The following is a 25,972-nucleotide window of genomic DNA, read 5'->3' on the forward strand; positions in this document are numbered from 1 at the left end:
GCGCACAAGTGGCATCTCGCGGAAAGGGGAAACGGAGCGGCCGCCCGGGAGGGTCCCCGGGCGGCCGCTGTCGGTGGGCGGGGTCAGCCGCAGGCGCGGGCGGAGTAGGGGGCCGCCTTCGTCGTCGTCACCGCTTTGCCGTCGATCGTGGCCGTCGCGGTGACGGTCGCGGTGCCGGCCGGGATCGAGGCGGCGCGGGTGGTGTCGGCCTGCGTCGCGCTCTTGCCCGCCGCGATGCCCGGGTAGGACTTCGTGGCGTACGGCGTCGCGATGGAGATCGACGCCGCGGCCTTCGAGTCGTTGCGGGCCGTCGTCGTCAGGACGACCTTGCCGGCGACGCAGCGCGTCGTGGCCGAGACCGTCAGGTCGATCGCGGCGGCGGGAGCGGCCCGGACGATCGCGAGCCGGTAGGTCGCGAGCGTCGTGTGATCCTGCGCGGAGGAGGTGATCACGACGTTCGTGGTCCCCGAGGCCGCGAGGGTGACGGTCCGGGCGACGGTGTCGTCGATCAGCACGCCGTCGACCTTCACCAGTCCGCTGGCCACGGCCGGGTCGAGGTCGAGCGCGACGCTCGTCGTCGAGACCGGCACCGTCAGCGTCAGGTCGCGCACCCCGGCGGCGAGCGCCGGCGAGAACGTGCCCACGGACGAGGTCAGCTTCGCCAGCTCGGCGTCCGTCGCGAACCCGGTCGACTCCGTCGTGTAGACGCCGAAGACGCCGCCGACGTTGCTCGCGGTACCGGTGCCCTGGAAGCGCACGGTCACCTTCGGCACCTTGTTCCCCTGGGCGTCGAGGACGTACGCGCCGGACTGGTTGCGCTTGTAGCTGTCCTTCGCCGCGATCCCGTCGAGCACCGAGCGCGGGATCTCGTCGTACTGCACGTACCAGTTCAGCGCGCCCGCGGCGCCCGAGACCACCTCGGTCTTGAGCTTCACGTCGTTGAGGTAGACGTCGAAGGTGCGCCCCGCGTCGCCGCCGTAGTAGCGGACGCCGAGGTAGTTCTTCGGCAGCGCCGGGTCGACGATCATGTCGTACTGGAAGTACGCGTCCGCCGACCGCTCGCCGTCGCGGTAGCCCTCGCCGCGCCAGGTGCCGACCGCCGAGCGGTTGTACTTGTAGTTCTTGTCGGCCTCGCTGTTGTTGTTGTCGAACGAGGTGAGCGAGTCGATCGTCGTCTCCTCCACCCGCAGCTGCTGCTTCTCCTTGAGGATCAGCGCCTGGGCCTCCGCGGAGTCGGGGGCGATGAGCGTCATGTAGGTCGCGTAGCGCGCGTTGTAGAGGCTGTAGTACGGCTGGAAGATCCGGGCCTCGGAGGCGGCGTCGACGTTCGTCATGCCGAAGCGCATCGTCGTCGTCCCGTTGCCGTTCGCGCCGTTGGGCAGGCGGAGCAGGTTCTGCTTCACCGAGGACTTCCACGCGGCCGCGTTCGCGACGACCACGTTCGAGTTCACCGTCTTGTCGGCGACGCTCATCTGCACGAGCACGCCCGCGGGGTAGGAGGCGTCGACGTTGTTCCGGTTCAGCTCGGTCGCGAGGAGCACGGGCCCGTAGGTGAAGGCCGTCCAGTTCGCGTTCTCGGTGTTCGCCACTGCGGCGACCGCGGCCGGCAGCTTCCAGGTGAGGGTGTCGCCCGCCGCCACCGGGACGACCGCGTAGCCGCCCTCGGTCAGCGCGGCGACGTCGCGGACGGCGCCGTTCACGGTGAGCGTCGGCGCTCCGTCGACCCAGGCCGGGATGCGCAGGCGCAGCGTGGTGCCGTCGGCGACCGCTCCCGCTCCGAGCGCCGCGATCGTGAAGCGCGCGGTGTCGGTGTTCGGGATGTCGGCCGTCTGCGTCACCTTGAGATTGCTGCCGCCCGAGCTCAGCACCGACGAGCGGAACTGGTTCACGTAGACCGTCTTCGGCCCCTCGAAGTAGATCGAGTCGCCGAGCTTGGTGAAGCTCTCGACGCCGGTGCCGTGGTCGCACCAGAACTCGTCGTGCTCCTCGCCGAAGACCTTGGCGTAGCCCGCGGTCTGCGGCTGGAAGTAGGTGACCATGCCCGTCTCCGGGTTCTGCACCGAGAGCACGCCGTTGATGAACGCGTTCTCGTAGAAGTCGGCGTACTTCACGTCCTTCGTCACCTGGAACAGCGCCCGGGTGAGCTTGAGCATGTTGTAGATGTTGCAGCCCTCGGAGGTCGAGTTCTCGCCGTAGCCGGTCGTCTGTCCGTTGGTCGCGTACTGGTAGAGCGTGTCCGCGCCGTGGAAGTGCTCGGACTGGCTGTTGCCGCCGTTCGCGTAGCTGTGGCTCTCGTCCACCATCCGCCAGAAGTTCTCGGCGGCCCGGCGGTACATGTCGAGGTCCGCCTTCTCGGTGGCGGTCAGCGTCGCGTACAGCGCGGGGTCGTCGGTGAAGAGGGTGTAGCGCTTGAGCGCGCCGATCAGCTTGGGGATCGTCGTGTTCGCGTGCAGTCCGTTGAGGACGTCCTCGTTGTTCGCGAGCTTCCGGAAGAGCGCGGTCTCGTCGAAGTACTCGGCCGCGCGCTTGTGCGCCGGCTTCTGCGTGGTCTCGTAGAGGCGGTAGAGCGCCTCGTTCATCCCGCCGTACTCCGTGTTGAGCAGCTGACCCGGGTTCGCCTGGCGTCCGGCCCAGTTCGTGATCCAGGAGCCGAAGCCGTCGGCGACGACGAGCGCCTCCGCGGACACGGCGCTCGGCGCGTACTGGTGCGCGTCGAGCAGTCCCGCGAGCACCTTGTGCAGGTTGTAGAACGGCACGAGCAGCCCGTCGGCGCCGGAGGGCAGGTAGCTCACCGGGAACGGCGAGACGTAGCCGGCGTTGGCCGGGTCCTTGAGGGCGTACGCGTCCTGGACCTTCTTCAGGCCGTCGACGGAGGCGGTCAGCTTCGCGAGCAGCGCGGCCTTCGTGGTCGCGTCCTGCTCGCTCGCGTAGGCCTGGGACAGGCCGGAGATGTAGTGGCCGAAGAAGTGGCCCTGGAACCGGGTGCCGCTCTCGCGCTCCCAGCCGCCGTAGCCGCCGGCCGTGGTCGGGGTGAGACCGGCCTGCGTGTAGAAGGAGTGCAGGAACATCTCGGGGTCGAGGCTGAGCAGGTACTCGACGGTCTGCTGCTCGCCGTTGTCGAGGTACGGGTCCTGGACGGTGACGTCCGAGAGGCCGGCCTCCTGCAGGTAGCTCGAGCTCTTCACGCCCTTCGGCTGCACCTGGATCGCGAAGGTGCGGGTGACGGCCGTGCTGCCGCCGTAGGTCGAGGAGCCGGTGAGGGTGACCGTCTTCGGGGCGCCGGTGGGCGGCGTGACCGTGGCGGTGCCGCCGGAGATCGCGATCGCGGACTCGTCGGAGGAGGTCCAGCTGAGGTCGGAGCCCTTCGCGCCGCGGGTCGGCACGGAGAAGCCGGTGCTCGTGCTCGCGGGCAGGGTGACGGCGTCGAGGTCGGCCTTCGCGACGGCGGCCGGGTCGAACGACGCGTTGTGCGCCTTCGTCAGGGCGACGACGTCGGTGGTCGTGGCGACCTTGCCGTAGAGGACGTAGTCGTCGAGGAGCCCGCGCAGGTGCGCGCCGTTGTACTGCGGTCCGTTGAAGCCGAGGGTCTTGGTCGAGGTGCCCTCGGAGCCGAGCACGCCGGTGGCCGCTCCGGTCGCCTCGGACTTGGTGACGGTGGGCTGCTTCACGCCGTTGCGGTAGAACGCGACCTGCTTGGTCGCCTTGTCGTAGCTGGCGACGACGTGGGTCCACTCGTTCGTCGGGAAGAAGCCGGCGCGGGCGGTGTCGATCGCGACCTTGTAGGGCTGTCCGGTCGAGGGGCCGATCGAGAGCGCGAGCGGCGTCGCGTCGCTCTCGGAGGTGAGGTACCAGCCGTCGGAGTTGTAGGCGGTCTTGTTCCAGGTGAAGACCTGCTCGCCGGTCATCGCAGCGGTCGGCTTGTACCAGAACGAGACCGTGAGGTCGGCGGGCTGGAGGCGGGCGTCGGTGCCGAGCGACACCGCGTTGCCGCCGGTGAACTCGAAGGCCTGGCCGGCGAGACCGGTGCCGTACGCGGCGGTGCCCTTCTGCATCTCGACCGTGTTGCCGCGGCCGCTGGTGTCGCTGATGCTGCCGTCGAAGGGCAGCTCGAGCACCTTCGCGCTGTCGAGGGAGGTGGCCGGTGCGGCCTGCGCGGTCGGGCCGACCGCGAGCAGTCCCGCCGTCAGCGCCATCACCGCCGCGGTCGCAATCGGGATCCGTCGTCTCGTCGTCATTCGTGGGGCCTCTCGTCGTTGAGATCAGTACTGAGCGCGATGTTACCGTGAACAATTACCTTTCGGTGAGGTTTCGGTGCGCGGGCTGAAGGAGCTCGAAGGGGCGGCGGGGCGGAGCGACCACCGCCTCTGCCAGGTCCGGCAGCGAGCGCCACGAATAGTGCTCCCGGCACGAGGACGAGGAACCCTGGTCCGCGGCGGAAGGCGGACGATGAGGGTGACCACGGCGGCGGATCCGGATGCGGCACTGCTCGACGTCGAGGCCGTGTCGCGCCGATTCGGCACCGGGCCGGAGGCATCCTGGGCCGTCCGCGACGTGAGCCTCCGGGTCGAGGCGGGCGAGGTCGTCGCGCTGCTCGGGCCCAACGGCGCCGGCAAGACCACGCTCGCGCGGATGATCGCGACCCTGCTGACGCCGACGAGCGGCGCGATCCGGGTCGCCGGGATCGACGCCGTCGCGAGGCCGGACGAGGCGCGGCGGCGGCTCGCCCTCGTCCTCGGCGGCGAGCGCGGCTTCTTCCTGCGCGCGACCGCGCTCGAGAACCTCCGTTACTTCGCGTCTCTCGCAGACGTGCCGCGACGGCGGAGGGACAGCCGCATCCTCGAGGTGCTCGCGGCGGTCGACCTCAGCGCGCGGCGTGACGACCGCGTCGAGGAGTTCTCCCGCGGCATGCGTCAGCGGCTGCACCTCGCCCGCGGGCTCCTGGCGGAGCCGCCGCTGCTCCTGCTCGACGAACCGACCGTCGGGCTGGATCCGGAGGCGGCGCTCGCGCTCCGCGTGCTGATCCGCGAGCTGCGCCGCGACGGGCGGGGCGTCCTCCTGACCACCCACCACCTGCACGAGGCGGAGGAGCTGTCGGACCGGAGCCTCGTGCTCCTCGACGGCCGGATCCGCGCGGCGGGGCGACCGCGGGACATCGCCGCGGCGGGCGGGCTCGGCGAGGTGACGACCCTCGCCGCTCCGGCGCTCACCGCGGAGCTCGCCGAGCGGATCGTCGCGCTCGACGGCGTCCGCTCGGTCCGCTCCGACAGCATCGCCGGTCGGCCCGTCGTGGTCGTCGGCTGGGACTCCTCGCAGCCCGACCTCCGCGCGCTGGCCGCCGTCGTCGCCGACCTGCCGACCGGGACCTGGACCACCCGGCCGGCGACCCTCGAGGAGGGCTACCTCGCCCTCGTCGACCGGTGCCGCGGAGGGCGGGAGTGAACGCAGAGCTGGGCGGGGTGCTGCGCGAGAGCGCCTTCCATCTGCGGCTGCTGCTCCGCAACGCCTACTTCGTCCAGGCCGCTCTGATCGCACCGGTCGTCTTCGTCGTCCTGCGCGTCCAGGCGGGTCGGGGCGGGCTGGCGCTAGGAGTCGATGGAGCCGTCGTCGGGGTGTGGACGGTGACCGCGGCGGCGGTCGGGATCCTCGGCTACCAGCGGTCGCAGGGGACGCTGGAGCAGATCGCGCTGACCCCTCGGCCGCTGGGCGGTGCGCTCGCGCCGATCTCGCTCGCCTGCGCCGGCGTCGGGCTGCTGTCGATCCCGGCCGCGATCGTGGGCTCCTGGGTTCTCGGCAGCGAGTTCGCGCCGCACTCCCCCGCGCTCGTCGCCCTCGGTCTGGTCCTGCTCGTCGCCGCGTGCGGGACGACGGCGCTCGTGCTGTCCGGGCTGTTCGTGCTGACCCCGCACGCGACGGTCTACGAGCCGGTCCTCGTCGCTCCCGTCCTCCTCCTCTCCGGCGCCGTCATCGACCGCGCGCAGCTGCCGGGGCCGCTGCAGCTGCTCGGGGTCGTCGATCCGCTGACCGGTGCGGTGCAGGTCCTGCACGCCGGAGTCTCGGGCGACACGTCCAGCGACGTCATAGCGCTCTGGAGCGCGCAGGGGCTGATCACGTCTATGGTCTCCTTGCTGCTCGCCCGCCTGATTCTGCGGACGGCCCTGCGGCGGGCGCGGCTCGCCGGGACGCTGGCGCTGTCGTGAGTGGGCTCGTGGCGGCGTCGATCGTGGTCGCGATGCGGTCGTTCGACGCCACGCGGACGCGGCGGACGCTCCTGGTCGCTGTCGTCGTCGGGCCGGTTCTGCAGGTGCTGTACTTCGCCGCTGTCTCGGCGCCGTCGATCGTGGTCGGCGCGGGTGCGAGTCTCCTCCTCGCCACTCTGACCGCGGTCGACAGCGTCACCGTGTCGCTCACCCGGATGCGGCACGACGCGGTGCTCGGGAGCGTCCTCCTCAGCGCCCGGCCGGCGGTCCTGCTCTGGAGCGGGGTCGCACTCGCGGGGGCGGGCGTCGGCTTCGCGGCGGGTCTCGTCTCGCTTGTCTGGGCGCTCCTGCTGTTCGGGCAGGGCGTCCCGTGGCAGGTCGCCGCGGGCACGATCGCGCTCGCTGGATGCGCGGCGCTGGCCGGCAGTGGCTGCGGGTTCGCGGTCGGGGTGCTCGGCCTCCGCTCGCGCGACGGGCTGGCGTGGGTCGGACCGTTCACGGCGGTCCTGACCGTCCTCGGCGGTGTCGTGGCACCGGTCGACGAGCTGCCGCCGGTCGTCGAGGCCGTCGCCCGTATGCTGCCGCTGGGGTACGCCTCCGACGCCCTGAGGACCCTGCTCGGCGAGGGGTGGACCGGCGCGCTCGCGGTGCAGACCGGCGCCGTCGTGGTGCTCGGCGCCGCGTGGTTCGGGCTGGGGCTGCTCGGCTGGGCCCTCGCCCGCCGGACGCTGCGGCGGACGGGCGGCACGGACCTGCTGTGAGGCCTCCTGGCGCGACGCATAGCAGGGCCGCGCGGATCCGGGCAGGGGGCTGCCGTCCCGCCGCGCCCCTGATGGGATGGCGTCATGTCCGACTCCGCTGCTCGCCCCTCCCAGGACGACGACCTCCGCTCCATCGTCTACGCGAGCCACACCGCCGCCGGTCTCGAGGAGGCGGACCTGCCCGCGCTGCTCGAGCAGTGCCGCGCGAACAACGAGCGCCTCGGCCTGACCGGCATCCTGCTGTTCCGCGACGGCCGGTTCCTGCAGCTGCTCGAGGGGCCGGACGCGACGCTGCGCGAGCGGATGGCGATCATCGCCGACGACCCCCGGCACGCCGGGCTGCGCGTGCTGCTCGAGGAGGCGCCGGCGCAGCGGCTGTTCCCCTCCTGGACGATGGCGTACGAGGCGATCACCGACTCGATGACGACCGAGCTGCCGGGCTACCGCAGCACCTTCGAGGACATCGACACCGACGTCGACGCGAGCGCGACCCTGCCGGCGCTGCGCGAGCTGATCCGCTGGTTCCAGGTGCGGCACTGACAGTGACCCGGTCGGCGTGCTCGCTACAGTGACGGCGTGAACGAGGACGACGGGCGGGACGACGACGGCGAGCGCGAGGTCGCGGCCGAGTACCTGCGGGCCGAGCTGCGGCCCCGGACGCTGACCTGGCTCCGGATGACGATCGACGCCCTGCTCGGCGGCGGCGTGATGACGACGCACGACCTCGTCGTCACCCGCCTCGACACCGGCGCCGAGGTCATCCGCACGCCCGCCGACATCGGCGACCCCTACGTCCTGCTCGGGCAGATCGAGCTGGAGCTCGAGACGAAGACCACCGCCGAGTTCCTCGAGGAGTGGCGGCGGGAGTAGCGGCGGGAGCAGCGCTCTCCTCCACAGATCCGATCTCGCGGAGTTGTCCGAGGGTGCCGCTCGACGGCCGCTCGGGTGTCGGTGGTCCCTGCTTGAATACGCGTATGGATGACCACAGCGACCCGGGAGCGGCAGGACCGTCGAGCGCGCTCGCCGCCGTCGACGCGCTGACCGACATCGCCGCGGAGATCGGACGCACCTCCGCTCAGCTGCTCCTCACCCGCGCGCAGACCCTGCACCTCGCCTACCGCGCGGCGGTCACCGTCCCCGACGCGTTCGCCCGCGGGAGCTCGCTCTCCCGCAGCGAGGCGCGCTCCCTCGTCGAGCGGTCCATCCGCGCCGAGTTCGCGGTCAAGCTCCGCCTGTCCGAGCGGGCCACCGAGACGGTCCTCGAGCACGCCCGGCTGCTCGTCGAGGACCTCCCCCGCACCCGCGCCCTGCTGGCCGAGGGCCGGCTGCTCTGGGACTCGAGCGAGATCGTCTGCGCCACCGCCGCCACCCTGACTCCCGCCTCCCGCGCCCGGTTCGACGAGCGCGCCTCGGAGGTCGCACCGGACGTGACGCCCACGCAGCTGAGGCGGATCGTCGCTCGCCTGCGCGACGAGCTGCACGAGGAGCCCCTCGCCCAGCGGCATGTCCGCGCCCGGCAGGACCGCGCCGTCTGGGTTTCCCCCGAGGTCGACGGGATGGCGACGCTCTGTGCGCTGCTCCCCGCGCCCGATGTGATGGGCATCGCCGATCGCGTCGACCGCATCGCCCGCAGTCTCCGCGACGGTGGCGACGAGCGCACCCTGAGCCAGCTGAAGGCGGACGTACTCACGGATCTCCTGCGCGACGGCGACATCGCCGGGACCACCCCCGCAGGAGACGGCCCGCAGCTGTCTCCGTCGTTCGTGCCCGGGATCCGCGCCGAGGTGCGCCTCACGCTCGCCGCATCTACCGCCGTCGGTCTCGACGACGCGCCCGCGGACCTCGACGGCTACGGCCTCATCCCCGCCGATCTCGCCCGCGAACTGGTCGCGACCGGCGCGTCGTTCACCCGAGTGCTCACCGATCCGGACACCCGCGCGGTCGTCTCGGTCGGCCGCACCTACCGGGTCCCGCCGCCGCAGATGCGCCTGCACCTCCAGCTCCGGGACCAGACCTGCCGCTTCCCCGGCTGCACCCGCACCGCCTCCCGAGCAGAGGCGGACCACACCATCGAGTGGCGCAACGGCGGCGAGACGTCCCTGGAGAACCTCGTCTGCCTCTGCACATCCCACCACCACGTCCGCCACGGCGACCGTTGGACCTACGTCCCCCGCCCGGATGGCAGCATCGTCTGGACCACCCCCACCGGCCGCCGCATCACGATCCGCCCACCCGCGCTCGCCGGCGCCCCACCGGGTCCGCGCTTCAGGGACGCACCGCCCCCGTTCTGACGAACGCGGGTCTGCACCCGCGCCGCCCCTGCTGATCGAGTAGCCCTCGCAGAGGGCGTATCGAGATCCACCACCGTCCGGAGGGTGGGTCTCGATACGCGCTCCGCGCTACTCGACCAGCATGGATTGCGCATGCCCGCACATGTGGATGGGCATGCGCTTGCAGCGCTTCAGGCTGCGCCGGCACGCTCACGCATGCTCTGCGCCCGGGCCGCCCCCTGCTGATCGAGTAGCCCTCGCAGAGGGCGTATCGAGATCCACCACCGTCCGGAGGGTGGGTCTCGATACGCGCTCCGCGCTACCCGACCAGCATGGGCCGTGCTGCGCGCTACTCGACCAGCATGTTCGGTGAGCGCTGCGCGGTGCTCGACCAGCGTGGCCGCGTCAGCCGCAGGTGCGGGCCGCGTACGGGGCCTGCAGGGTGGCGCCGCCGGCCGTCGCGGTCAGCGTGCCCGCGGGGACGGAGGGGGCGCGGGTCGTGAAGGCGTGCGTCGCGCTCGCGCCGGGGGCCGCGGTCAGCGTGGGCGAGGTGCCCCAGGCCGAGCGGATCACGACGGTGAGCGGCGAGGTGCCGGTGTTCTTCACGACTCCGGTCACGACGACCTTGCCGGCCACGCAGCGGGTCGACGCGGTGAGCGTCGCCGTGGACGCCGCCACGACCACCGTCGCGGTCACCCGCACGGCCGTCGAGCTCGAGAGCACGCGGTTCGGCGCGTTGTACGCGGTCGATCCGCCCGCTCCGACCCACTGGTTGTCGTTCGCGCCGATGGTGCGCACGACTCCGGTGACCGGGTAGCGGCCGGGAGCGGTGCCGACGGAGGACGTGTCCCAGGTCACCGGCTGCGAGGCGGTGCCGCGGTTGTAGGCGAGGACGACGTCGGCCCGGGCGGGCAGCGCGGCGACGGAGCCCACCTCACCCAGGTCGGAGCGCACGGCGGTCGCGGCGTCGGCCGCGCGGACCTCGGCGTACTGACCGGCGGTGAGCGACACGATGCCGCCGTGCTTGGTCGACGGCGCCAGCGAGAAGCCGGGGTCGTTCAGCTGGGTCCAGCCGGCGTCGAGATCGGTGGTCACCATCGGCCGGTAGCCGGTCGAGGGGATGACATCGACGTAGAGGTACCAGCGATCGGTGTCGTGGTCCTTGAAGACGGCCGGTCCCTCCACTCCCCCGGCGTTGCCGCCGGCCCAGACGGCGCCGATGCGGTCCTGCAGCTGGGTCCACGCGGTGGACGGGAGCCACCACTGCTTCGCGGTCGTCGACTCCATGTAGATGCCGCGGCCGGTGCCGTTGTCCTTCGAGATCCGGTAGGTCGTGCCGCCGTCCTGGATCATCGTGGTGTCGATGACGTCGGCGCCGGTGTCGATGAAGGTGCCGCCGTAGGAGTACGTGGCCTGGGTGAAGTCGGTGGTCGCACCCCAGAGCACCCGCGAGGCGCCGGTGCCGGGCGTGTGCGCGGCGTTCGGGTAGACGGTCGAGGACCAGTAGACGACGAACGCGCCCTTGCCGGCCCCGTTGTAGTCGGGGACCCAGGTCGCTTCGGGCGCCCACATCATTCCGGCCTCGAGCCGCTTCGTGCCGGCCGCGTCGAGCGCGACGTCGAACTGGCGCAGGTCGCTCCAGGAGACGAGGTCGCTCGACTCCCAGACGTTCATCTTCGTGCTGCCCTGCGTGGTCCAGTAGCACCAGGTGGTGCACGAGCCCGAGCCCTGGTCGCCGCCGAAGACGCGGAGGTCGGTGGCGATGATGAAGTACTTCTTCGTCTCGGGGTTGTAGGTGAGGTACGGGTCGCGGACGCCGGTCGTGCCGAGGTCGGACGCGAGGATCGGCTTCCCGCCGTTCAGCGGGTCCCACTTCTCCGGGTCGTCGCCGCGGGAGACGTCGAGGTAGATCTTCTCGGCGTAGCCCTGCGCGTCCTCGACGAAGTGCACCATCAGATAGCCGTAGGGGGTGTCCACGCCGACCTGCGGCTCGACGGCGACGGCGACGGCGCGGGACTGAGCGACGCCGCGGATCGACGCGGTCGCGGTGAGCGACGACGTGCGGGCGGCCTGGCCCGCGGCGGGGCGGTCGGCGGCGAGCGTGCGGCCGTCGGCCGAGACGCGCAGGGTCGGGTCGCTCGAGGCCCAGGTCACGGTGCCACCGTAGTCGGGCAGGTTCGTGGTCGAGTCGTCGATGGTCAGCGGGGTGACGCCGTCGAGCACGGCCGCGGTCAGCGGCGCGAACGACGAGGCGTGCAGCTTCGCGTCGACACTCGACACCGTCGCGACCTCCTCGCCGGTGAGGGCGCGGTCGTAGACGCGGAACGTCGACACCTCACCCTTGTAGAAGGGGTCGGGGTAGGGCGCGCGGCCGATGGCGTTCAGCGACTGGTCCGCCACCGAGGCCGGCCGCAGCGCGGTGGGCGCGGAGGCGACGCGGGTGCCGTCGACGTAGAACGAGATCGTGCCGGCGGCGCCGTCGATCACGGAGCTGAGGCTGTACCAGCGGTCGGCCGCGATGCCGGACGCGCTGCGGGCGTTGTTCTCGCCGCCACCGCCGGTGGTCGTGATCGCGGTGCGCACCTTGTCGCGCACGGAGGCGAACCAGTACTGCGAGGTGCTGTCGCTGCCGATGTTCCAGAGGAAGTGGAAGGTCGACAGCATCGAGGCGTCGGCGCGCGTCTCGATCGTGACCGTCCCGGAGCTCTTGCCCGTGAGCAGGTCGTCGGGCAGCTCGACCCAGGGGGCCGCGCTGGTCTTCGCACCGCCGGTGAGACGGAGTGACGTGCCGGTCCAGAGCGCGTCCGTCCCGTTGACGACGCGCGCGGCTCCCACGGCGCCGCCGGCGGAGTTGGGGACCGTCGCGCCGGTCGTCTGGCTGAAGCGGTAGTCGGCGAGGAGGCCGGCGGTGGGGGCCGCGGCGTCGGCGGCCGTCGCGGTGGGGGCGACGAGGCCGGCGGCGAGCACCGCCCCGAGGCCGAGGGCGGCGAGGGCCGCGCGGAGGGGCGCGCGGCGGGTGGGGGTGGGCATGGTGCTCCTTTGCACGGGGGGTGGCTTGTCGAGACCCGGCGTCAGCAGGTGATCGCGGGGTAGGCGGCCGACTGCGTGGCTGCGCGGCCCGTGTCGTCGACTCCGGCGCCGGTCACCGAGGCCGAGCCGGCGGCCAGCGTCGGTTGGCGCACCGTGAAGCTCGCCGTGGCGTTCTTCCCGCCGGCGACGGCCGGGAAGGTCTTGGTGCCGGAGGCGGTCGTGACGGTGATGTCGGCGGGCAGGTCGTCCGTGTTCTTCACGGTCGTGGTGAGCACCGGCTTGCCCGCGACGCAGCGCACCGACGAGGCGGCGGCGAGCTGCAGCGCGACCGGCGCCGCGGGCGCACCGAGCGAGACACGGAAGCGCTGGCAGTCGTTGTTCAGCACGCTCCACTGGCCGATCCGGGTGCCGTTCTGGTCCGAGCAGTTCGACAGGTCGAGCGCCTTGCCGCTGTGCGCGGCGCGCAGCTCGACGGTGCCGTCGTTGCCCGGGCGGAGCCGCCAGCTGCTGCCGGTCACGCCGCACGCGCCCTGCGTGACGGTCGCGCCGTCGGCGGTGGAGCCGCCAGTGACCGCGAGGCACTTGGCCGCGGCCGAGACGGGGTGCATCTCCACGGCGCCGTCCGCGGCGGCGGTGAAGGTGACGCGCTGGCACGGCGAGCCGAGCCACTCCTGCTGCTGCAGCACCGCGCCGTCGGCGGTGGAGCAGTTCGGCAGGTCGAAGGCCTTGCCGGTGACGAGCGAGGTGACGGCGACCGCGCCGACCGGGCGCAGCGCCCACTCCTGCGAGGCGGCGGCACTCGGCGTCGACTGGCGGATCGCTCCGGAGACCGCGTCGAGCACCTTGCCGCTCGTGCGGTTCGTCAGCGTCGAGTAGCCGCCGGATCCCGGAGCCACCGTCCACTGCTGGCAGGAGGTGGTCAGCCACGCGGACTGCTGGAGCGACGCACCCGAGGCGGTCGAGCAGCCGACCGGCCCGAGCGACTTCCCGCTGCTCGCGTTCACGACGCGGAGGAACCCGTCGCCGGTGCTGTCGAGCGTCCAGCTCGCGCGGGGCGTGGCGCAGGAGCCCTGCACGACGCCGGCGCCGTCGCCGCTCTGGGCCGAGGAGACGGTGGCGCAGAGGCCGGTGCTGCGGCTGACGAGCTGCCAGGCCGCACCCTCGACACGGGCCGTGATCGGCGCGTTCTCACCGCTGGGCACGGGGATCCGGGCCGCGGTGCCGAGCGGTGTGCCGAAGTCGGGCTCGCCCTCGGCGGTCCAGTCCACGAGGTGCGCGCGGGCCGAGCGCTGGCGGCTGCAGCCGTTGTTCGGGCCGGGGTTCGCGTGGTACAGGTTCCAGGTCTCGGTGCCGTCGGGCGAGTCGAAGAAGTCGTTGTGGCCGGTGCCGTACTCGCCGTTCGCCTTCGAGAAGACCGGTCCGTCGCTCTTGGTCCAGGAGGAGGCGAGTACGGGGTCGCCGGTCCCGTCGTACTCGAGCGTGCCGAGCTGGTAGTCCTCGGTACCGCAGAAGCTCGCCGAGTAGACGATCCAGGTGCGGCCGTCCTTCTGCAGCGGCACCGGGCCCTCGTTGACCGGCATGCCGATGGTCTCCCACGGCTCGACCGGCTCGGACAGCACGTTCAGCGGGCCGACCGCGGTCCACGGGTCCGACATCCGGGCGATGTAGTTGCTCTGCAGCCCGTTGCCCGGCTGGAACGCCGACCAGGTCATGAAGAGCTCGCCGTTCAGCTGCAGGTAGGCGCCGTCGATGTTCCAGGAGTCGACCGGGACCGGCCGGCCCTTGTAGCTGTACGGGCCCATCGGGTCGTCGCCCGCGCTCTCGATCACCTGGAGGTGCTGGCCGTCGAAGTTCCCGGCGGTGCCCATCGTGTACATCAGGTACCAGCGCCAGCCGTTCGGGCCCTCGAGCCGCTGCAGCTCGGGCGCCCACATGTTCGCGTTCCGGCCCGGGTTCGTGTCGGAGTAGACGGTCACCGGAGTCGCGGTCCCGAGCGCCGCGAGCGTCGGCGCCTTGCGCATCACGACGCGGTTGTCCCAGGTGGTGGCGACCAGGTAGTAGTTCCCGTCGTGGAACTCGATCGTCGGGTCGGCCGTGTCCGGCTCGAGCGGGTTCGTGAAGGTCGACTCGCCGATCGCGGCCGCGGGGCTCGCGGCGGCCAGCGGCAGCGCCACGATCGCCGCCAGCAGGATCAGGAGACCGGCGATCAGCCGGCGGCGCAGGCCCGGTGCGGGCGCGGTCAGGTGCATGGATGACTCCGTCGTCGATCATGATGCGGGCGCCCCGTCGGGCCGCGGGAGAGCGGATCCGAGAGCCGGGGCGAGAATTTGTTCACGGTAACAGCGGTAGTTGCGCAAGGTCAAACCCCTCCTGCTGAGCGGGTTCGCCGCCGATTCGCCTCCCGCGCGCCGTGCCGCACAGCGACGGCTGACTATGCTGAACGGACCCGCGATGTCGAGCCCTCGTCATCCCGCCGCACCGAGGGTGCCCGGCTCTCCCCCCAGGGGAGCGGAGGAGGTCCGCGCCATGGCCGAACGGCCCAACCTGCGGCATGTCGCCGCGGTCGCCGGGGTCTCGCACATGACGGTCTCCCGCGTGCTCAGCGGGCACCCGAACATCAAGGAGTCGACCCGGCAGAAGGTCCTCGAGGCCGTCTCCGAGCTCGACTACCGCCCCAACATCGCGGCGCGCTCCCTCGTCACCCAGCGCACCGACCGCATCGGCGTGATGATCGAGAGCGGCGCCGAGTTCGGCCCCTCGAGCACCCTCCGCGCCATCGAGCGGGCCGCGCGCGAGAAGGGCTACTCCGTCACCTCCGTCGCGCTGCGCGACGACCAGGACATGAGCCCGGTCGACGCGATCCGGCACCTCTCCGGTCTCGGGATCGACGCGCTCTGCGTGATCGCGCCGCGTTCCTCCTCCGTCGCGACGCTGCGCACCGTCGAGATCGGCGTGCCGACCCTCGTCGTCAAGTCCGACAAGGACCCGAGCTTCCTCACCGTCTCGGTCGACCAGCAGGCCGGGATGAGCCAGGCCGTCGACCACCTCGCCTCGCTCGGCCACCGCGACGTGCTGCACATGTCCGGCCCGCTCGACTGGCTCGACGCCCGCGCCCGCGAGCGCGCCTTCCACAGTCGCGCGAAGGCCTGGGGGATGCGCGAGCGCCCGATCGTCATCGGCGACTGGACCCCCGACTCCGGCTACGAGTTCGCCCGCAGCCTGCAGTCGGTCCCGGAGTTCACCGCGATGGTCGTCGCGAACGACGAGATGGCGCTCGGCGTCATCCACGGTCTCGTCGAGCGCGGCATCCGCGTGCCGCAGGACGTCAGCATCGTCGGCTTCGACGATCTGCCGACCGCCCGGCACTTCCTGCCGCCGCTGACCACGGTGCGGCAGGACTTCGACAAGCTCGGCACCACCGTCGCCGAGGTGATCCACGCGCGGATCCGCGGCCAGGAGATCCCGCAGCGCACCCGCATCCCCACCGAGCTCGTGGTGCGCGAGTCGACGGCGCCGCCGCGCAGCTGACGCTCGCGACCGGCGCTCGCGTATCATCGGCGGCACCCCAGGCGCGACGCTCCCCCGGCGCCGCCCCGCACACGAACCGAGGACGGCACGTGTCAGTTCAGTCGACGACGACTCCCGCACGCCCCGGTCCCGCACGCCCGGACCCGGTGGTCGAGATGACCGGGATCCACGTCTCCTTCTCCTCCGGGCCCGCACTGGCCGGGGCGCGGCTGCGCCTCGTGCCGGGCGAGATCCACGGCCTGATGGGCGAGAACGGCGCGGGCAAGTCCACGCTGATCAAGACGCTCACCGGGATCCACCAGCCCGACGCCGGCGAGATCGTCGTCGACGGCGTCACCCGGCGCTTCAGCGGCCCGGCCGACGCGAAGGCCGCCGGCATCACCGCGGTCTTCCAGGACGAGCGGCTGACCGACAACCTCAGCATCGGCGAGAACGTGATGATCGGGCACGAGATCCGCGGGCGCCTCGGGATCTCCTGGTCGCGCACCCATGCGCGGGCGGCCGAGATGCTGGCCGAGCTGGGGCTCGAGGACCTCGACCCCCGCCTTCCGCTGCGCTCGCTCTCGCCCGCGATCCGCCAGCTGGTCGCGATCGGCCGCGCGATGGTCGACCGGCCGCGCGTGCTGATCCTCGACGAGCCGACCTCGAGCCTGGACCTCGGCGACGTCGCCCGGCTCTTCACGGTGCTGCGGCGGCTGCGCGGCCAGGGCGTCGCGATCGTGTTCGTCTCGCACTTCCTCGAGCAGGTGCTCACCCTCAGCGACCGCATCACCGTGCTCCGCGACGGCTGCACCGAGGGCGAGTACCCGGCCGGGCGGATGGACCGGGCCGAGCTGATCGCGAAGATGATCGGCAAGGACATCGACGCGCTCCGGCAGATCGGCTCCGACCGCCGCGAGCACCGCCGCCAGCCCACCGGCCCCGCGATCTACCGCGCGGTCGGCATCGGCCGCCGGGGCGCCGTCTCCCCCACCGACATCGAGCTGCACCGCGGCGAGATCGTCGGCTTCGCGGGCCTGCGCGGCTCCGGACGCACCGAGCTGGCGTCGCTGCTCAGCGGCGTGGAGCGGCCGGACAGCGGCGAGGTGCTGATCGACGGCGAGCACGCGGACATCGTCGACCCGGTGTCGGGGCTGCGGAACCGCATCGCGCACTCCAGCGAGAACCGCCGCGAGGACGGGATCATCGGCGACCTGTCGCTGCGCGAGAACCTCGTGCTCGGACTGCAGGCCCTGCGCGGCTGGGCGCACCCGCTTTCGGCGGCCGAGACCGACGCACTCGTCGCCACCTACGTCGAGGCGCTGAACATCACGCCGGCCGACCCGGACATCCCGGTGAAGTACCTCTCCGGCGGCAATCAGCAGAAGGTCGTCCTGGCGCGCTGGCTCGCCACCCGGCCGCGCCTGCTGGTGCTCGACGAGCCGGCCCGCGGCATCGACGTCGCCTCGAAGGTCGAGATCCAGGCGCACATCTCCCAGCTCGCCAAGGAGGGCGTCTCCATCGTCTACATCTCCTCCGAGCTGGAGGAGGTGGTGCGCCTCAGCGACCGCATCGTCGTCTTCAAGGACCGCGAGAAGATCGGCGAGGTCAGCAACGGCCCCTGGCTCACCGTCGACACCATCGTCGAGATGATCGCCGCCGACACCACGGACGACGACGCCACCGACGACGCCTGGTGACCTGCATCCCGCGCCATGACCGGCACGAGCCGCAGGCGCGGACAATGTCCGCTGCTACGCTCGGGGCAACAGATCCCCCCAGGGCTAGTGCGCGAGCATCCTCAATACCGGGGGGCCTTTTCTTTTCCCCGGGGCCATCCGCACGATGTCAAAACCGTCACTCAGCATCGCTCAACAGATCGAGCTCCTCCGCGGGCGCGGCTTCGACGGTGCAGTCTCCGACTCGGTCCTCGCCCGATTCCTTTACGACCACTCGTACTATCGGGCTTCGGGCTACTGGCGCTACTTCCAGGTCGCCCCTCACGACGGCGACAATCGCTTCGAGCCCGGTGTCACCCTCGACAGGATCCGCGATCTCTATCGCTTCGACGCCGCCGTCCGCAGCATCGTCATGGACGGCCTGTCCGATCTGGAAATCGCTGTCCGCGCGCGCTTGGGTCACCATTCGCTCAGCGTCCTGCGGAACGTCTGCGCGCACCACGGTCGGATCTGGAACAGAGTCGTCGCCGTGAAGCCCTTCGTTCTGAACCGGCTGCGAACGGAGGCCGACCCGAGCATCTATCTCGGCACCCCTTGGGGATGGTTCGTCGTTCTCGCCGATCTCGTCGACGGCGTCCGCGGAGGAAGCGGTTTCAGCACGAAGCTCTTCGACTTCATCGCCGGCCATCCCGAATGGGAGGACGGTCTGAAGCATCCGCACCCGCGATGACGGAAGCCGGTGGACACGGTTGACCCCTGTGAAACGTCTCACGTAGGGTGGCGCGGGACCGGGGAAAGCGCATTCCTGCATCCCGGACCATCGATGCCGAGGGATTCAATGCCGAATTCACGTCCGTTCCGTCCGACCACCGCCGCCGGGGCGCTCCGCTCCGGCCTCGGCCTCGCGCTCGCCGCGGGGCTCGCGCTGACCGGGGCCGCGCCTGCGTCCGCGGTGACCACAGCGCCACCCGCCAACCCCGTCCTCACCGCGCAGCTGGAGGACCTCGACCGCGGGGTCGTGGCGCTCGCGTCGCCCGACGGCGGCGTCTTCGTCAGCTGGCGGCTGCTCGCGACGGAGGTGACCGGCTCCTCCGACAGCGGGATGGTCGGCGCCGACTTCGCCGTCTACCGCGGGGTGGAGCGGATCGGCGTCGTCACCGACAGCACCAACCTGCACGACCCGGCGGGCGCGCCCGGCGACGAGTACCGCGTGGTCCCGCTCGTCGACGGCGCCCCCGGCGAGCCCAGCGCGCCGGCCGTCGCCTCGGCGGACGCCTTCGAGACGCTGCCGCTGCAGAAGCCGGCCGACGGCGTCACCCCGGCCGGCGAGGCGTACACCTACAGCGCCAACGACATGAGCGTCGGCGACATGGACGGCGACGGCGACTACGAGTACGTCGTGAAGTGGTACCCCTCGAACGCGAAGGACGTCTCACAGAAGGGCTACACCGGCAGCACCTACCTCGACACCTACGAGGCCGACGGCACGCTGCTGCACCGCATCGACCTGGGCGTGAACATCCGCTCCGGCGCGCACTACACGCAGTTCCTGGTCTCGGACTTCGACGGCGACGGCCGCTCCGAGATCATGACCAAGACGGCCCCGGGCACGACGATCCTGCCCGGCGGCGACCCCGCCCGCGCGGAGTCGATCACACTCCTCCCCGAGGACGTCGCCGCGGGCGTCACCCCGCAGGACGACTACCGCCTCTCCGCCGCCGGCTACCGCGAGCACCTCATCGAGGTCTTCGAGGGCTGGGGCACGCGCGAGGAGGTCACCTCCGGTCAGTGGCCCGCCACGCTCGAGGAGGCGTTCGGCATCGCGCCGACGCACGCCTACCCGCTCGACCGCGCCGGAGCGACCGAGCTCGCCGACTACTTCATCGACGTCTACGCGCCGAGCCGAAGCGACCGCAACGACCTCACCACCTTCGAGGGCTTCATCCTGAGCGGCCCCGAGTACCTCACGGTCTTCGACGGCGAGTCCGGCGAGGAGCTGCAGACCGTCGCCTACGAGCCGGCCCGCGGCGACGACGGCCTGCTCTGGGGCGACTACGCCTACTCCCGGATCGAGCCGGGCAACCGCAACGACCGCTTCCTCGCGGGCGTCGCCTCCTTCGACGGCGAGACGCAGTCCGCCGTCTTCGCCCGCGGCTACTACACCCGCGCGGTCGTCGTCGCCTACGACTGGGACGGCACCTCGCTCTCGCAGCGCTGGGTCGCCGACAGCGGCCACGTCCCGCTGACCAACCCCTTCAACGACACCCCGCACGGCCGCGAGGGCACCAGCCCGGAGTGGGCGACGCTCACCACCCAGGGCTTCCACTCGCTGAGCGCCGCGGACGTCGACGGCGACGGCCGGCAGGAGATCGTCTACGGCTCCGCCACCCTCGACGACGACGGCAGCCTGCTCTACAGCTCCTACGACACCCTGCCCGAGGGCAGCAGCGCGCCCGGCACCGAGGCCAAGCTCGGCCACGGCGACGCGATGCACGTCACCGACATCGACCCGGCGAACCCCGGGCTCGAGATCTTCTCCGTGCACGAGGGCGGCGTCGGCGCGCCCTACGGCTACGCGCTGCGCGACGCCGCGACCGGCGAGGTGCTCTTCGGCGCCTACTCCGGCAAGGACACCGGCCGCGGGATGATCGGCGACATCGACCCGGCGATCCCCGGCCAGGAGGTCTGGGCGATCGGGACGCTCTCGGCGAGCGGCGAGCCGATCGACGGCGCGGATCCCGCCGAGCAGCCCGGCACCAACCAGAGCATCCGCTGGGCCGCGGACATGACCACGCAGATCGTGGCCAGCACGACGATGCAGGACGCGACGCCCGTCACTCCGACGATCGTCACCGGCGACGGCACGGTGCTGCTCTCGGCCGACGGCACCGTGACGAACAACGGCACGAAGGGCAACCCGTCGCTGGTGGCGGACGTGCTCGGCGACTGGCGCGAGGAGCTCCTGCTGCCGACCGCGGACTCGAGCGCGATCCGGATCTACTCGAGCACCGAGGTCACCGACCGCAAGCTGACGACGCTGATGCACGACCCGCAGTACCGGGTCGAAGTGGCGCGCCAGCAGACCGCGTACAACCAGCCGTCGTACACCTCGTACGGCCTGGCGAGCGACATCGACTGGTCGACGGTGCCGGTGCTCGCGCAGGAGGGCGCGCCCCAGCCGACGCCGGAGCCCACGCCCACGCCTGAGCCCACCGGTACGCCCGTGCCGATGCCGACCGAGACCGCGCCGCCCGTGGTCCCGGCGCCGGGCGAGCCCGCGCCCGGCCGGCCCGCGCCGCACGCGCCCGCGCCGGTGGCCGGACCCGACGGCGAGCTCGCCGCCACCGGCACCGACCTGTCGCTGCTGCCGCTCGGAGCGCTCGCGCTCCTGCTCGGCGGCGGGGCGCTGCTGCTGCGCCGACGCCTGCAGCACGGCGAGTAGCACGACCCGCCCACCTCGAGACCCGTCGCCTCTCCAGAGGCGGCGGGTCTCCGGCGTTAATGCACGATCGTTACCGAAGAGGCCGGAACGCTGTTGCGTCACAAGAATTGTTCACGGTAACATTTTGCCCAGGACGCACCCGGACGTGTCACTGCACGACGGGCGTCCACCGCACATCCTGCACTCACTGCACCTCGGGCGCCAGGCCCGCACTGCACTCATCACATCCGGGCCCCTGGGCCCGCACCCACGGACGCTCCCGCGCGTCCGTGATCTCAAGGAGGAGATCCATGTACAACACGAGGCGTTTCGGCCAGTTCCTCGGATTCGCAGCAGTCGGCGCACTCGCGCTCGGCCTCGCCGGCTGCTCCGGCGGCTCGGACACGGCCGCAGGCGGCGGTGGCGACGACGTCACCACCATCGGCTTCGTGGCCGTCGGCCCCGAGGGCGCGTGGCGTCAGGCGAACGAGACCAACATCGAGGAGACGTTCACCGCTGACGCGGGCTACGACCTCAAGTACGCCCCCGCCACCAACGGCGACCAGAAGTCGCAGATCGACTCCTTCACGTCCTTCGTGGACGAGGGCGTCGACATCATCCTGCTGTCGGCCACGGAGGGCTCCGGCTGGGAGGACTCGCTCGAGCGCGCTCAGGAGGCCGAGATCCCGGTCATCCTGATCGACCGCGGCATCGAGCCGGACAACACCGACCTCTACGTCACCCGCATCGCGCCGGACAACATCGCGGTCAGCACCTCGGTCGCCGACTGGGCGAAGACCGCCTTCCCGGACGGCGCCAAGTACTTCACCCTCGAGGGCCCCGCCGGTGTCTCGGTCGTCAACGAGCGCAACGAGGGCTGGGACGAGGTCATCGGCGCCGACTCCGCCTTCACCAAGGTCGGCGCGCAGACCGCCAACTGGTCCACCGAGGAGGCCAAGAGCGTCTTCGAGACCGTCCTGAAGTCGAACAACAACGACGTCCAGATGGTCTTCGCGCAGAACGACGAGATGGGTCTCGGCGCGGTCCAGGCCGTCCAGGAGGCCGGCCTCACCCCGGGCGTCGACGTCAAGATCGCCACGATCGACGGCACCAAGAACGCCCTGCAGGCCCTCGCCGACGGTGAGCTCAGCTTCGTCGCCGAGTACAACCCGCTCTTCGGCGAGACCGCCCTCGACGCCGTCGAGAAGACCCTCGCCGGCGAGAAGGTCGAGTCCTCGATCGTCGTCCCGAGCGAGACCTTCGACTCGCCCGAGGCCGCGGCGACCGCCCTGCCCGACCGCAAGTTCTAAGCACCACACCCCCACCGGGAGCGACCGGGACCCCACCGCGGGTCCCGGTCGCTCCCACCTCCGGCGCAGAGCAGCGCCACTCGAGAACGGAACGACGCGACATGGCGGATTCGCCTCCGATCGTCGAGATGAAGAACATCTCGATCAGCTTCCCCGGCGTCAAAGCCCTCGACGGTGTCGACTTCCGCCTGTTCCCGGGCGAGGTCCACACCCTCATGGGCGAGAACGGCGCCGGCAAGTCCACCCTCATCAAGGCGCTGACCGGCGTCTACAAGATCGACAGCGGCGAGATCGTCGTCGGAGGGACGCCCCGGCGCCTCGCCGGCACCGCCGACGCGCAGGCGGCCGGCATCTCGACCGTCTACCAGGAGGTCAACCTCTGCACCAACCTCAGCATCGGCGAGAACGTCATGCTGGGCTACGAGGTGCGCGGTCCCTTCGGCATCAACTGGCGGGCGACCCACGAGGCCGCGAAGCGCGCCCTCGAGCGCCTCGGCCTCGGCCACCTCGACCCGCGCCGCCCGCTCTCCTCGCTCTCCATCGCGATGCAGCAGCTGGTCGCGATCAGCCGCTCCACGGTGAGCGACTCGCGCGTGCTCATCCTCGACGAGCCGACCTCGAGCCTGGACGCGAACGAGGTCGAGAACCTCTTCGTCGTCATCCGCCGCCTCCGCGCGGAGGGTGTCGCGATCCTCTTCGTCTCGCACTTCCTCGACCAGGTCTACGCGATCAGCGACCGCCTCACGGTGCTGCGCAACGGCACCTACGTGGGCGAGTACCTCACGCACGAGCTGGACCGCACCTCGCTGATCTCCAAGATGATCGGCAAGGACATCGCCGCCCTGCGCTCCCTCGACTCCGAGCGCGCGGACAGCGACCACCTCTACCGCGAGGCCCCGCTCTACACCGCGAAGGGCCTGGCCAAGAAGGGCTCCATCGAGTCCACCGACCTCACCCTGCACCGCGGCGAGGTCGTCGGCTTCGCCGGCCTCCTCGGCTCCGGCCGCACCGAGCTCGCCCGCCTGATCTACGGCGTGGACAAGCCCGACACCGGCGAGATCACGCTGCACGGCAAGAAGATCGACGTCCCGACGCCGACCGCCGGCCTCGCGCACAAGATCGCGTTCTCGAGCGAGAACCGCCGCGACGAGGGCATCATCCGCGACCTCTCGGTCCGGGAGAACCTCATCCTCGCCGTCCAGGCGAAGCGCGGCTGGGCCCGCCCCCTCTCCAAGAAGGAGAAGGACGAGATCGTCGCGAAGTACCTCGTCGAGCTCAACGTGCGCCCCGCCGACCCGGACCGCCCGATCAGCAAGCTCTCCGGCGGCAACCAGCAGAAGGTGCTCCTCGGGCGCTGGCTGGCCACCGCCCCGGAGATCCTCATCCTCGACGAGCCGACCCGCGGCATCGACGTCGGAGCGAAGGCCGAGATCCAGGAGAAGGTCGTCGCCCTGGCCGGCGAGGGCGTCGCCGTGGTCTTCATCTCGTCCGAGCTCGACGAGGTCGTCCGCCTCAGCGACCGCATCATCGTCCTCAAGGACCACCGCGTGATCGCGGAGATCCTCAACGGACCCGCTGTCACTGCGGAGTCGATCGTCACTACCATCGCCGCAGAGGGAGTCGTCGACGAGGACGTCGTCGTTCTCGAAGGCGCCACGCAGGAGGCCGCATCATGAGCAGCGACACGCGACCGGACCGGGGCTCGCTCCTCGCGAGCCTGATCCGCCGTCAGTACTTCTGGGGAGCGGTGGCCATCGTGCTGCTGCTGCTCGTCAACGTCGTCAAGGACCCGAGCTACCTCGGCGTCACCGTCAGCCCGACCACGGGCTACCTCGTCGGCAACGTGATCGACATCGCCCGCGCCGCCGCCCCGATCCTGATGATCGCGGTCGGCATGTGCCTGGTGGTCGCGACCGGCGGCATCGACCTCTCGGTCGGCTCGATCATGGTCGTCGCCGGCGCCGTCTCGATGGAGTTCCTCAACGCCCAGGGCGCGCCGGACTCGCTCGGCGCCGCCGCGGCCGCCTTCGCGCTCGCGCTGCTGGTCGCCGGAGTGCTGGGCGCCGTGAACGGCATCCTGGTCTCGGTGGTGGGGCTCCAGCCCTTCATCAGCACGCTCGTCGTGATGCTCGCCGGCCGCGGCCTGGCGAAGGTCATCACGGGCGGCCAGAACACCGCCGCGACGAACGAGCCGTTCCGCTGGCTCGCCAACGGCTACGTCTTCGGACTCCCCGTCGTCTTCCTGCTCGCCATCGCGATCGTCGTGGTCGTCGGGGTCCTGGTGCGCCGCAGCGCGCTCGGCCTGATGATCGAGGCCATCGGCATGGACCCGAAGGCGGCCCGCCTCGCCGGCATCAACCGCCGCGGCCTGCTGATGACCGCCTACATCGGCTCCGGCGTGCTCGCCGGCGTCGCGGGCGTCTTCGCCACCGCGAGCGTGATGACGGTCGACGTCTCGCGCACCGGCTACCAGCTCGAGCTCGACGCGATCCTCGCGGTCGTGGTCGGCGGCACCTCCCTCGCGGGCGGCAAGTTCAACATCACCGGAGCGGCCGTCGGAGCGATCCTGATCGCCACCCTCGACAAGACGGTCGTCTTCCTCGGCGTCTCGTCCTCGGCGACACCCGCCTTCAAGGCGATCGTCATCGTCGCCCTGTGCCTGCTGCAGTCGGAGCGGGTCCGCTCCGCCTTCAAGAACCGTCGCGAGGCGCGCCGCAGCGTCCCGCAGAAAGAGGCGATCCCCGCATGAGCGCCGTGCTGACCCGACCCGCCCCGCCGGCGAAGTCGAACCGCTCCTCCGCCACCTCGTGGCTGAGCCAGCACCTCGACAAGCTGCCGACCCTCGCCGCCCTGGTCATCTTCCTGGGCATGATCGTCTACGGCGAGGTCGCCTACGGGCGCATCCTTCAGGCGAGCACGATCTCGAACCTGCTGATCAACAACGCGCACCTGATCATCCTCGCCGTGGGCCTCACCTTCGTGATCCTCACCGGCGGCATCGACCTCTCGGTCGGCGCAGTGATCGCCTTCAGCAGCGTGAGCGGCGTGCTGCTCATCAACAGCGGCTGGAACCCCTGGCTCGTGATGCTCCTGATGGTGCTGATCGGCTCCGCGTTCGGCCTGATCTCGGGCGTGCTGATCCAGTACTTCAACGTCCAGCCGTTCATCGCGACCCTCGCGATGATGTTCCTGGCCCGCGGTCTCGCCTCGATGCTGAGCACGGTCCCGGAGCGCCTCCCCGAGGACTCGGCCGTGCTGTCGCTCGCGACGCCGATCAAGCTGATCGACGGACCGAAGGTCAACGACTTCGTGATCAGCCCCGGCGTGATCATCGCCGTGCTCGTCGTCGCCGCCGCGTTCTTCGTGCTGCACCGCACCCGCCTCGGCCGGACGGTCTACGCGATGGGCGGCTCGGAGCCGTCGGCCGCATTGATGGGCCTGCCCGTCGTCCGGACCAAGCTGTTCATCTACGTGATCAGCGGCACGCTCGCGGGCCTCGCCGGCGTGGTCTACACCGCCCGCCTCGGCAGCGCGCAGAACATCACCGGCACCGGCTGGGAGCTCGACGCCATCGCGGCGACCGTCATCGGCGGCACGCTGCTCACCGGCGGCGTCGGCTTCGTCCTCGGCTCCGTGATCGGCGCCCTGGTCCTCGGCCTGATGAACGTCCTGATCACCCGCGACGGCGGCATCCCGCCCGAGGCGACCACCATCATCACCGGCGGCATCCTCCTCGTCTTCGTGCTCCTGCAGCGCGCGGTGATGGCCCGCAACCGGACCTGACGTCCGGGCGCAGC

General features: G+C 71.3%; 17 protein-coding genes. 14 read left to right on the top strand and 3 right to left on the bottom strand.

The annotated features are described in order from the left end of the window. Positions 1–83 precede the first annotated feature (83 nt). Positions 84–4,235, bottom strand: a complete 4,152-nt coding sequence (locus tag EDF35_RS04795) for a beta-L-arabinofuranosidase domain-containing protein (protein ID WP_133960908.1) — start codon at positions 4,233–4,235, stop codon at positions 84–86. Positions 4,236–4,446: 211 nt separating this feature from the next. Between EDF35_RS04795 and EDF35_RS04800 the strand changes: the two genes are divergently transcribed. The 6 genes from EDF35_RS04800 (at position 4,447) to EDF35_RS04825 (ending at position 9,249) form a co-directional block, all read left to right on the top strand. Continuing rightward, on the top strand, positions 4,447–5,439 hold the full coding sequence (locus EDF35_RS04800; RefSeq protein ID WP_133960909.1) for an ABC transporter ATP-binding protein: 993 nt from the start codon (positions 4,447–4,449) through the stop codon (positions 5,437–5,439). Then, positions 5,436–6,197 (top strand): ABC transporter permease, encoded by a 762-nt coding sequence (locus tag EDF35_RS04805; RefSeq protein WP_133960910.1) that lies wholly within the window; start codon positions 5,436–5,438, stop codon positions 6,195–6,197. The genes EDF35_RS04800 and EDF35_RS04805 overlap by 4 nt, the downstream gene beginning before the upstream one ends. Next, complete coding sequence (locus tag EDF35_RS04810) at positions 6,194–6,958, top strand: ABC transporter permease (protein WP_133960911.1); 765 nt, start codon at positions 6,194–6,196, stop codon at positions 6,956–6,958. The genes EDF35_RS04805 and EDF35_RS04810 overlap by 4 nt, the downstream gene beginning before the upstream one ends. Positions 6,959–7,042: 84 nt before the next feature. Next, complete coding sequence (locus tag EDF35_RS04815; RefSeq protein WP_123705740.1) at positions 7,043–7,498, top strand: BLUF domain-containing protein; 456 nt, start codon at positions 7,043–7,045, stop codon at positions 7,496–7,498. Positions 7,499–7,534: 36 nt separating this feature from the next. Next, complete coding sequence (locus EDF35_RS04820) at positions 7,535–7,828, top strand: hypothetical protein (RefSeq protein ID WP_133960912.1); 294 nt, start codon at positions 7,535–7,537, stop codon at positions 7,826–7,828. A 104-nt stretch (positions 7,829–7,932) separates the two neighbouring features. Continuing rightward, entirely contained in the window at positions 7,933–9,249 is a 1,317-nt protein-coding gene (locus EDF35_RS04825) for an HNH endonuclease signature motif containing protein (protein WP_133960913.1), read from the top strand. 384 nt (positions 9,250–9,633) lie between these two features. Here EDF35_RS04825 and EDF35_RS04830 read toward each other — a convergent pair whose 3' ends face one another. Next, complete coding sequence (locus EDF35_RS04830; protein WP_133960914.1) at positions 9,634–12,258, bottom strand: LamG-like jellyroll fold domain-containing protein; 2,625 nt, start codon at positions 12,256–12,258, stop codon at positions 9,634–9,636. A 41-nt stretch (positions 12,259–12,299) separates the two neighbouring features. Continuing rightward, positions 12,300–14,507, bottom strand: a complete 2,208-nt coding sequence (locus EDF35_RS04835; RefSeq protein ID WP_133960915.1) for an RICIN domain-containing protein — start codon at positions 14,505–14,507, stop codon at positions 12,300–12,302. Positions 14,508–14,784: 277 nt separating this feature from the next. Between EDF35_RS04835 and EDF35_RS04840 the strand changes: the two genes are divergently transcribed. The 8 genes from EDF35_RS04840 (at position 14,785) to EDF35_RS04875 (ending at position 25,958) form a co-directional block, all read left to right on the top strand. Then, on the top strand, positions 14,785–15,786 hold the full coding sequence (locus tag EDF35_RS04840; RefSeq protein WP_166674005.1) for a LacI family DNA-binding transcriptional regulator: 1,002 nt from the start codon (positions 14,785–14,787) through the stop codon (positions 15,784–15,786). An 89-nt stretch (positions 15,787–15,875) separates the two neighbouring features. Continuing rightward, on the top strand, positions 15,876–17,465 hold the full coding sequence (locus EDF35_RS04845) for a sugar ABC transporter ATP-binding protein (protein ID WP_347876890.1): 1,590 nt from the start codon (positions 15,876–15,878) through the stop codon (positions 17,463–17,465). A 145-nt stretch (positions 17,466–17,610) separates the two neighbouring features. Continuing rightward, the gene (locus EDF35_RS04850; protein ID WP_133960916.1) at positions 17,611–18,174 is read left to right on the top strand and encodes an Abi family protein; all 564 of its coding nucleotides are present in this window, start codon (positions 17,611–17,613) and stop codon (positions 18,172–18,174) included. Between the two features lie 108 nt (positions 18,175–18,282). Beyond that, a complete protein-coding gene (locus tag EDF35_RS04855; RefSeq protein WP_208323008.1) occupies positions 18,283–20,886 on the top strand; it encodes a rhamnogalacturonan lyase in 2,604 nt (867 codons plus the stop codon). 290 nt (positions 20,887–21,176) lie between these two features. Further along, positions 21,177–22,175, top strand: a complete 999-nt coding sequence (locus EDF35_RS04860) for an ABC transporter substrate-binding protein (RefSeq protein ID WP_123731749.1) — start codon at positions 21,177–21,179, stop codon at positions 22,173–22,175. A gap of 101 nt (positions 22,176–22,276) precedes the next feature. Continuing rightward, entirely contained in the window at positions 22,277–23,851 is a 1,575-nt protein-coding gene (locus EDF35_RS04865) for a sugar ABC transporter ATP-binding protein (RefSeq protein ID WP_133960917.1), read from the top strand. After that, a complete protein-coding gene (locus tag EDF35_RS04870) occupies positions 23,848–24,924 on the top strand; it encodes an ABC transporter permease (RefSeq protein ID WP_123705748.1) in 1,077 nt (358 codons plus the stop codon). Before EDF35_RS04865 ends, EDF35_RS04870 begins: the two co-directional genes overlap by 4 nt. After that, positions 24,921–25,958, top strand: coding sequence for a sugar ABC transporter permease (locus EDF35_RS04875; RefSeq protein ID WP_133960918.1), 1,038 nt, complete (start codon positions 24,921–24,923; stop codon positions 25,956–25,958). The genes EDF35_RS04870 and EDF35_RS04875 overlap by 4 nt, the downstream gene beginning before the upstream one ends. The last annotated feature ends 14 nt before the right edge of the window (positions 25,959–25,972 follow it).

The organism is Rathayibacter sp. PhB151 (genome assembly GCF_004366415.1).
GTDB lineage: Bacteria > Actinomycetota > Actinomycetes > Actinomycetales > Microbacteriaceae > Rathayibacter > Rathayibacter festucae.

What these genes read in the sequence shown, in the direction of transcription:
- EDF35_RS04850 (WP_133960916.1), top strand. Translation starts at nt 17,611, where the DNA reads ATGTCAAAACCGTCACTCAGCATCGCTCAACAGATCGAGCTCCTCCGC.
- EDF35_RS04830 (WP_133960914.1), bottom strand. Translation starts at nt 12,258, where the DNA reads ATGCCCACCCCCACCCGCCGCGCGCCCCTCCGCGCGGCCCTCGCCGCC.
- EDF35_RS04795 (WP_133960908.1), bottom strand. Translation starts at nt 4,235, where the DNA reads ATGACGACGAGACGACGGATCCCGATTGCGACCGCGGCGGTGATGGCG.
- EDF35_RS04840 (WP_166674005.1), top strand. Translation starts at nt 14,785, where the DNA reads ATGGCCGAACGGCCCAACCTGCGGCATGTCGCCGCGGTCGCCGGGGTC.
- EDF35_RS04865 (WP_133960917.1), top strand. Translation starts at nt 22,277, where the DNA reads ATGGCGGATTCGCCTCCGATCGTCGAGATGAAGAACATCTCGATCAGC.
- EDF35_RS04870 (WP_123705748.1), top strand. Translation starts at nt 23,848, where the DNA reads ATGAGCAGCGACACGCGACCGGACCGGGGCTCGCTCCTCGCGAGCCTG.
- EDF35_RS04860 (WP_123731749.1), top strand. Translation starts at nt 21,177, where the DNA reads ATGTACAACACGAGGCGTTTCGGCCAGTTCCTCGGATTCGCAGCAGTC.
- EDF35_RS04835 (WP_133960915.1), bottom strand. Translation starts at nt 14,507, where the DNA reads ATGCACCTGACCGCGCCCGCACCGGGCCTGCGCCGCCGGCTGATCGCC.
- EDF35_RS04855 (WP_208323008.1), top strand. Translation starts at nt 18,283, where the DNA reads ATGCCGAATTCACGTCCGTTCCGTCCGACCACCGCCGCCGGGGCGCTC.
- EDF35_RS04825 (WP_133960913.1), top strand. Translation starts at nt 7,933, where the DNA reads ATGGATGACCACAGCGACCCGGGAGCGGCAGGACCGTCGAGCGCGCTC.
- EDF35_RS04875 (WP_133960918.1), top strand. Translation starts at nt 24,921, where the DNA reads ATGAGCGCCGTGCTGACCCGACCCGCCCCGCCGGCGAAGTCGAACCGC.
- EDF35_RS04800 (WP_133960909.1), top strand. Translation starts at nt 4,447, where the DNA reads ATGAGGGTGACCACGGCGGCGGATCCGGATGCGGCACTGCTCGACGTC.
- EDF35_RS04815 (WP_123705740.1), top strand. Translation starts at nt 7,043, where the DNA reads ATGTCCGACTCCGCTGCTCGCCCCTCCCAGGACGACGACCTCCGCTCC.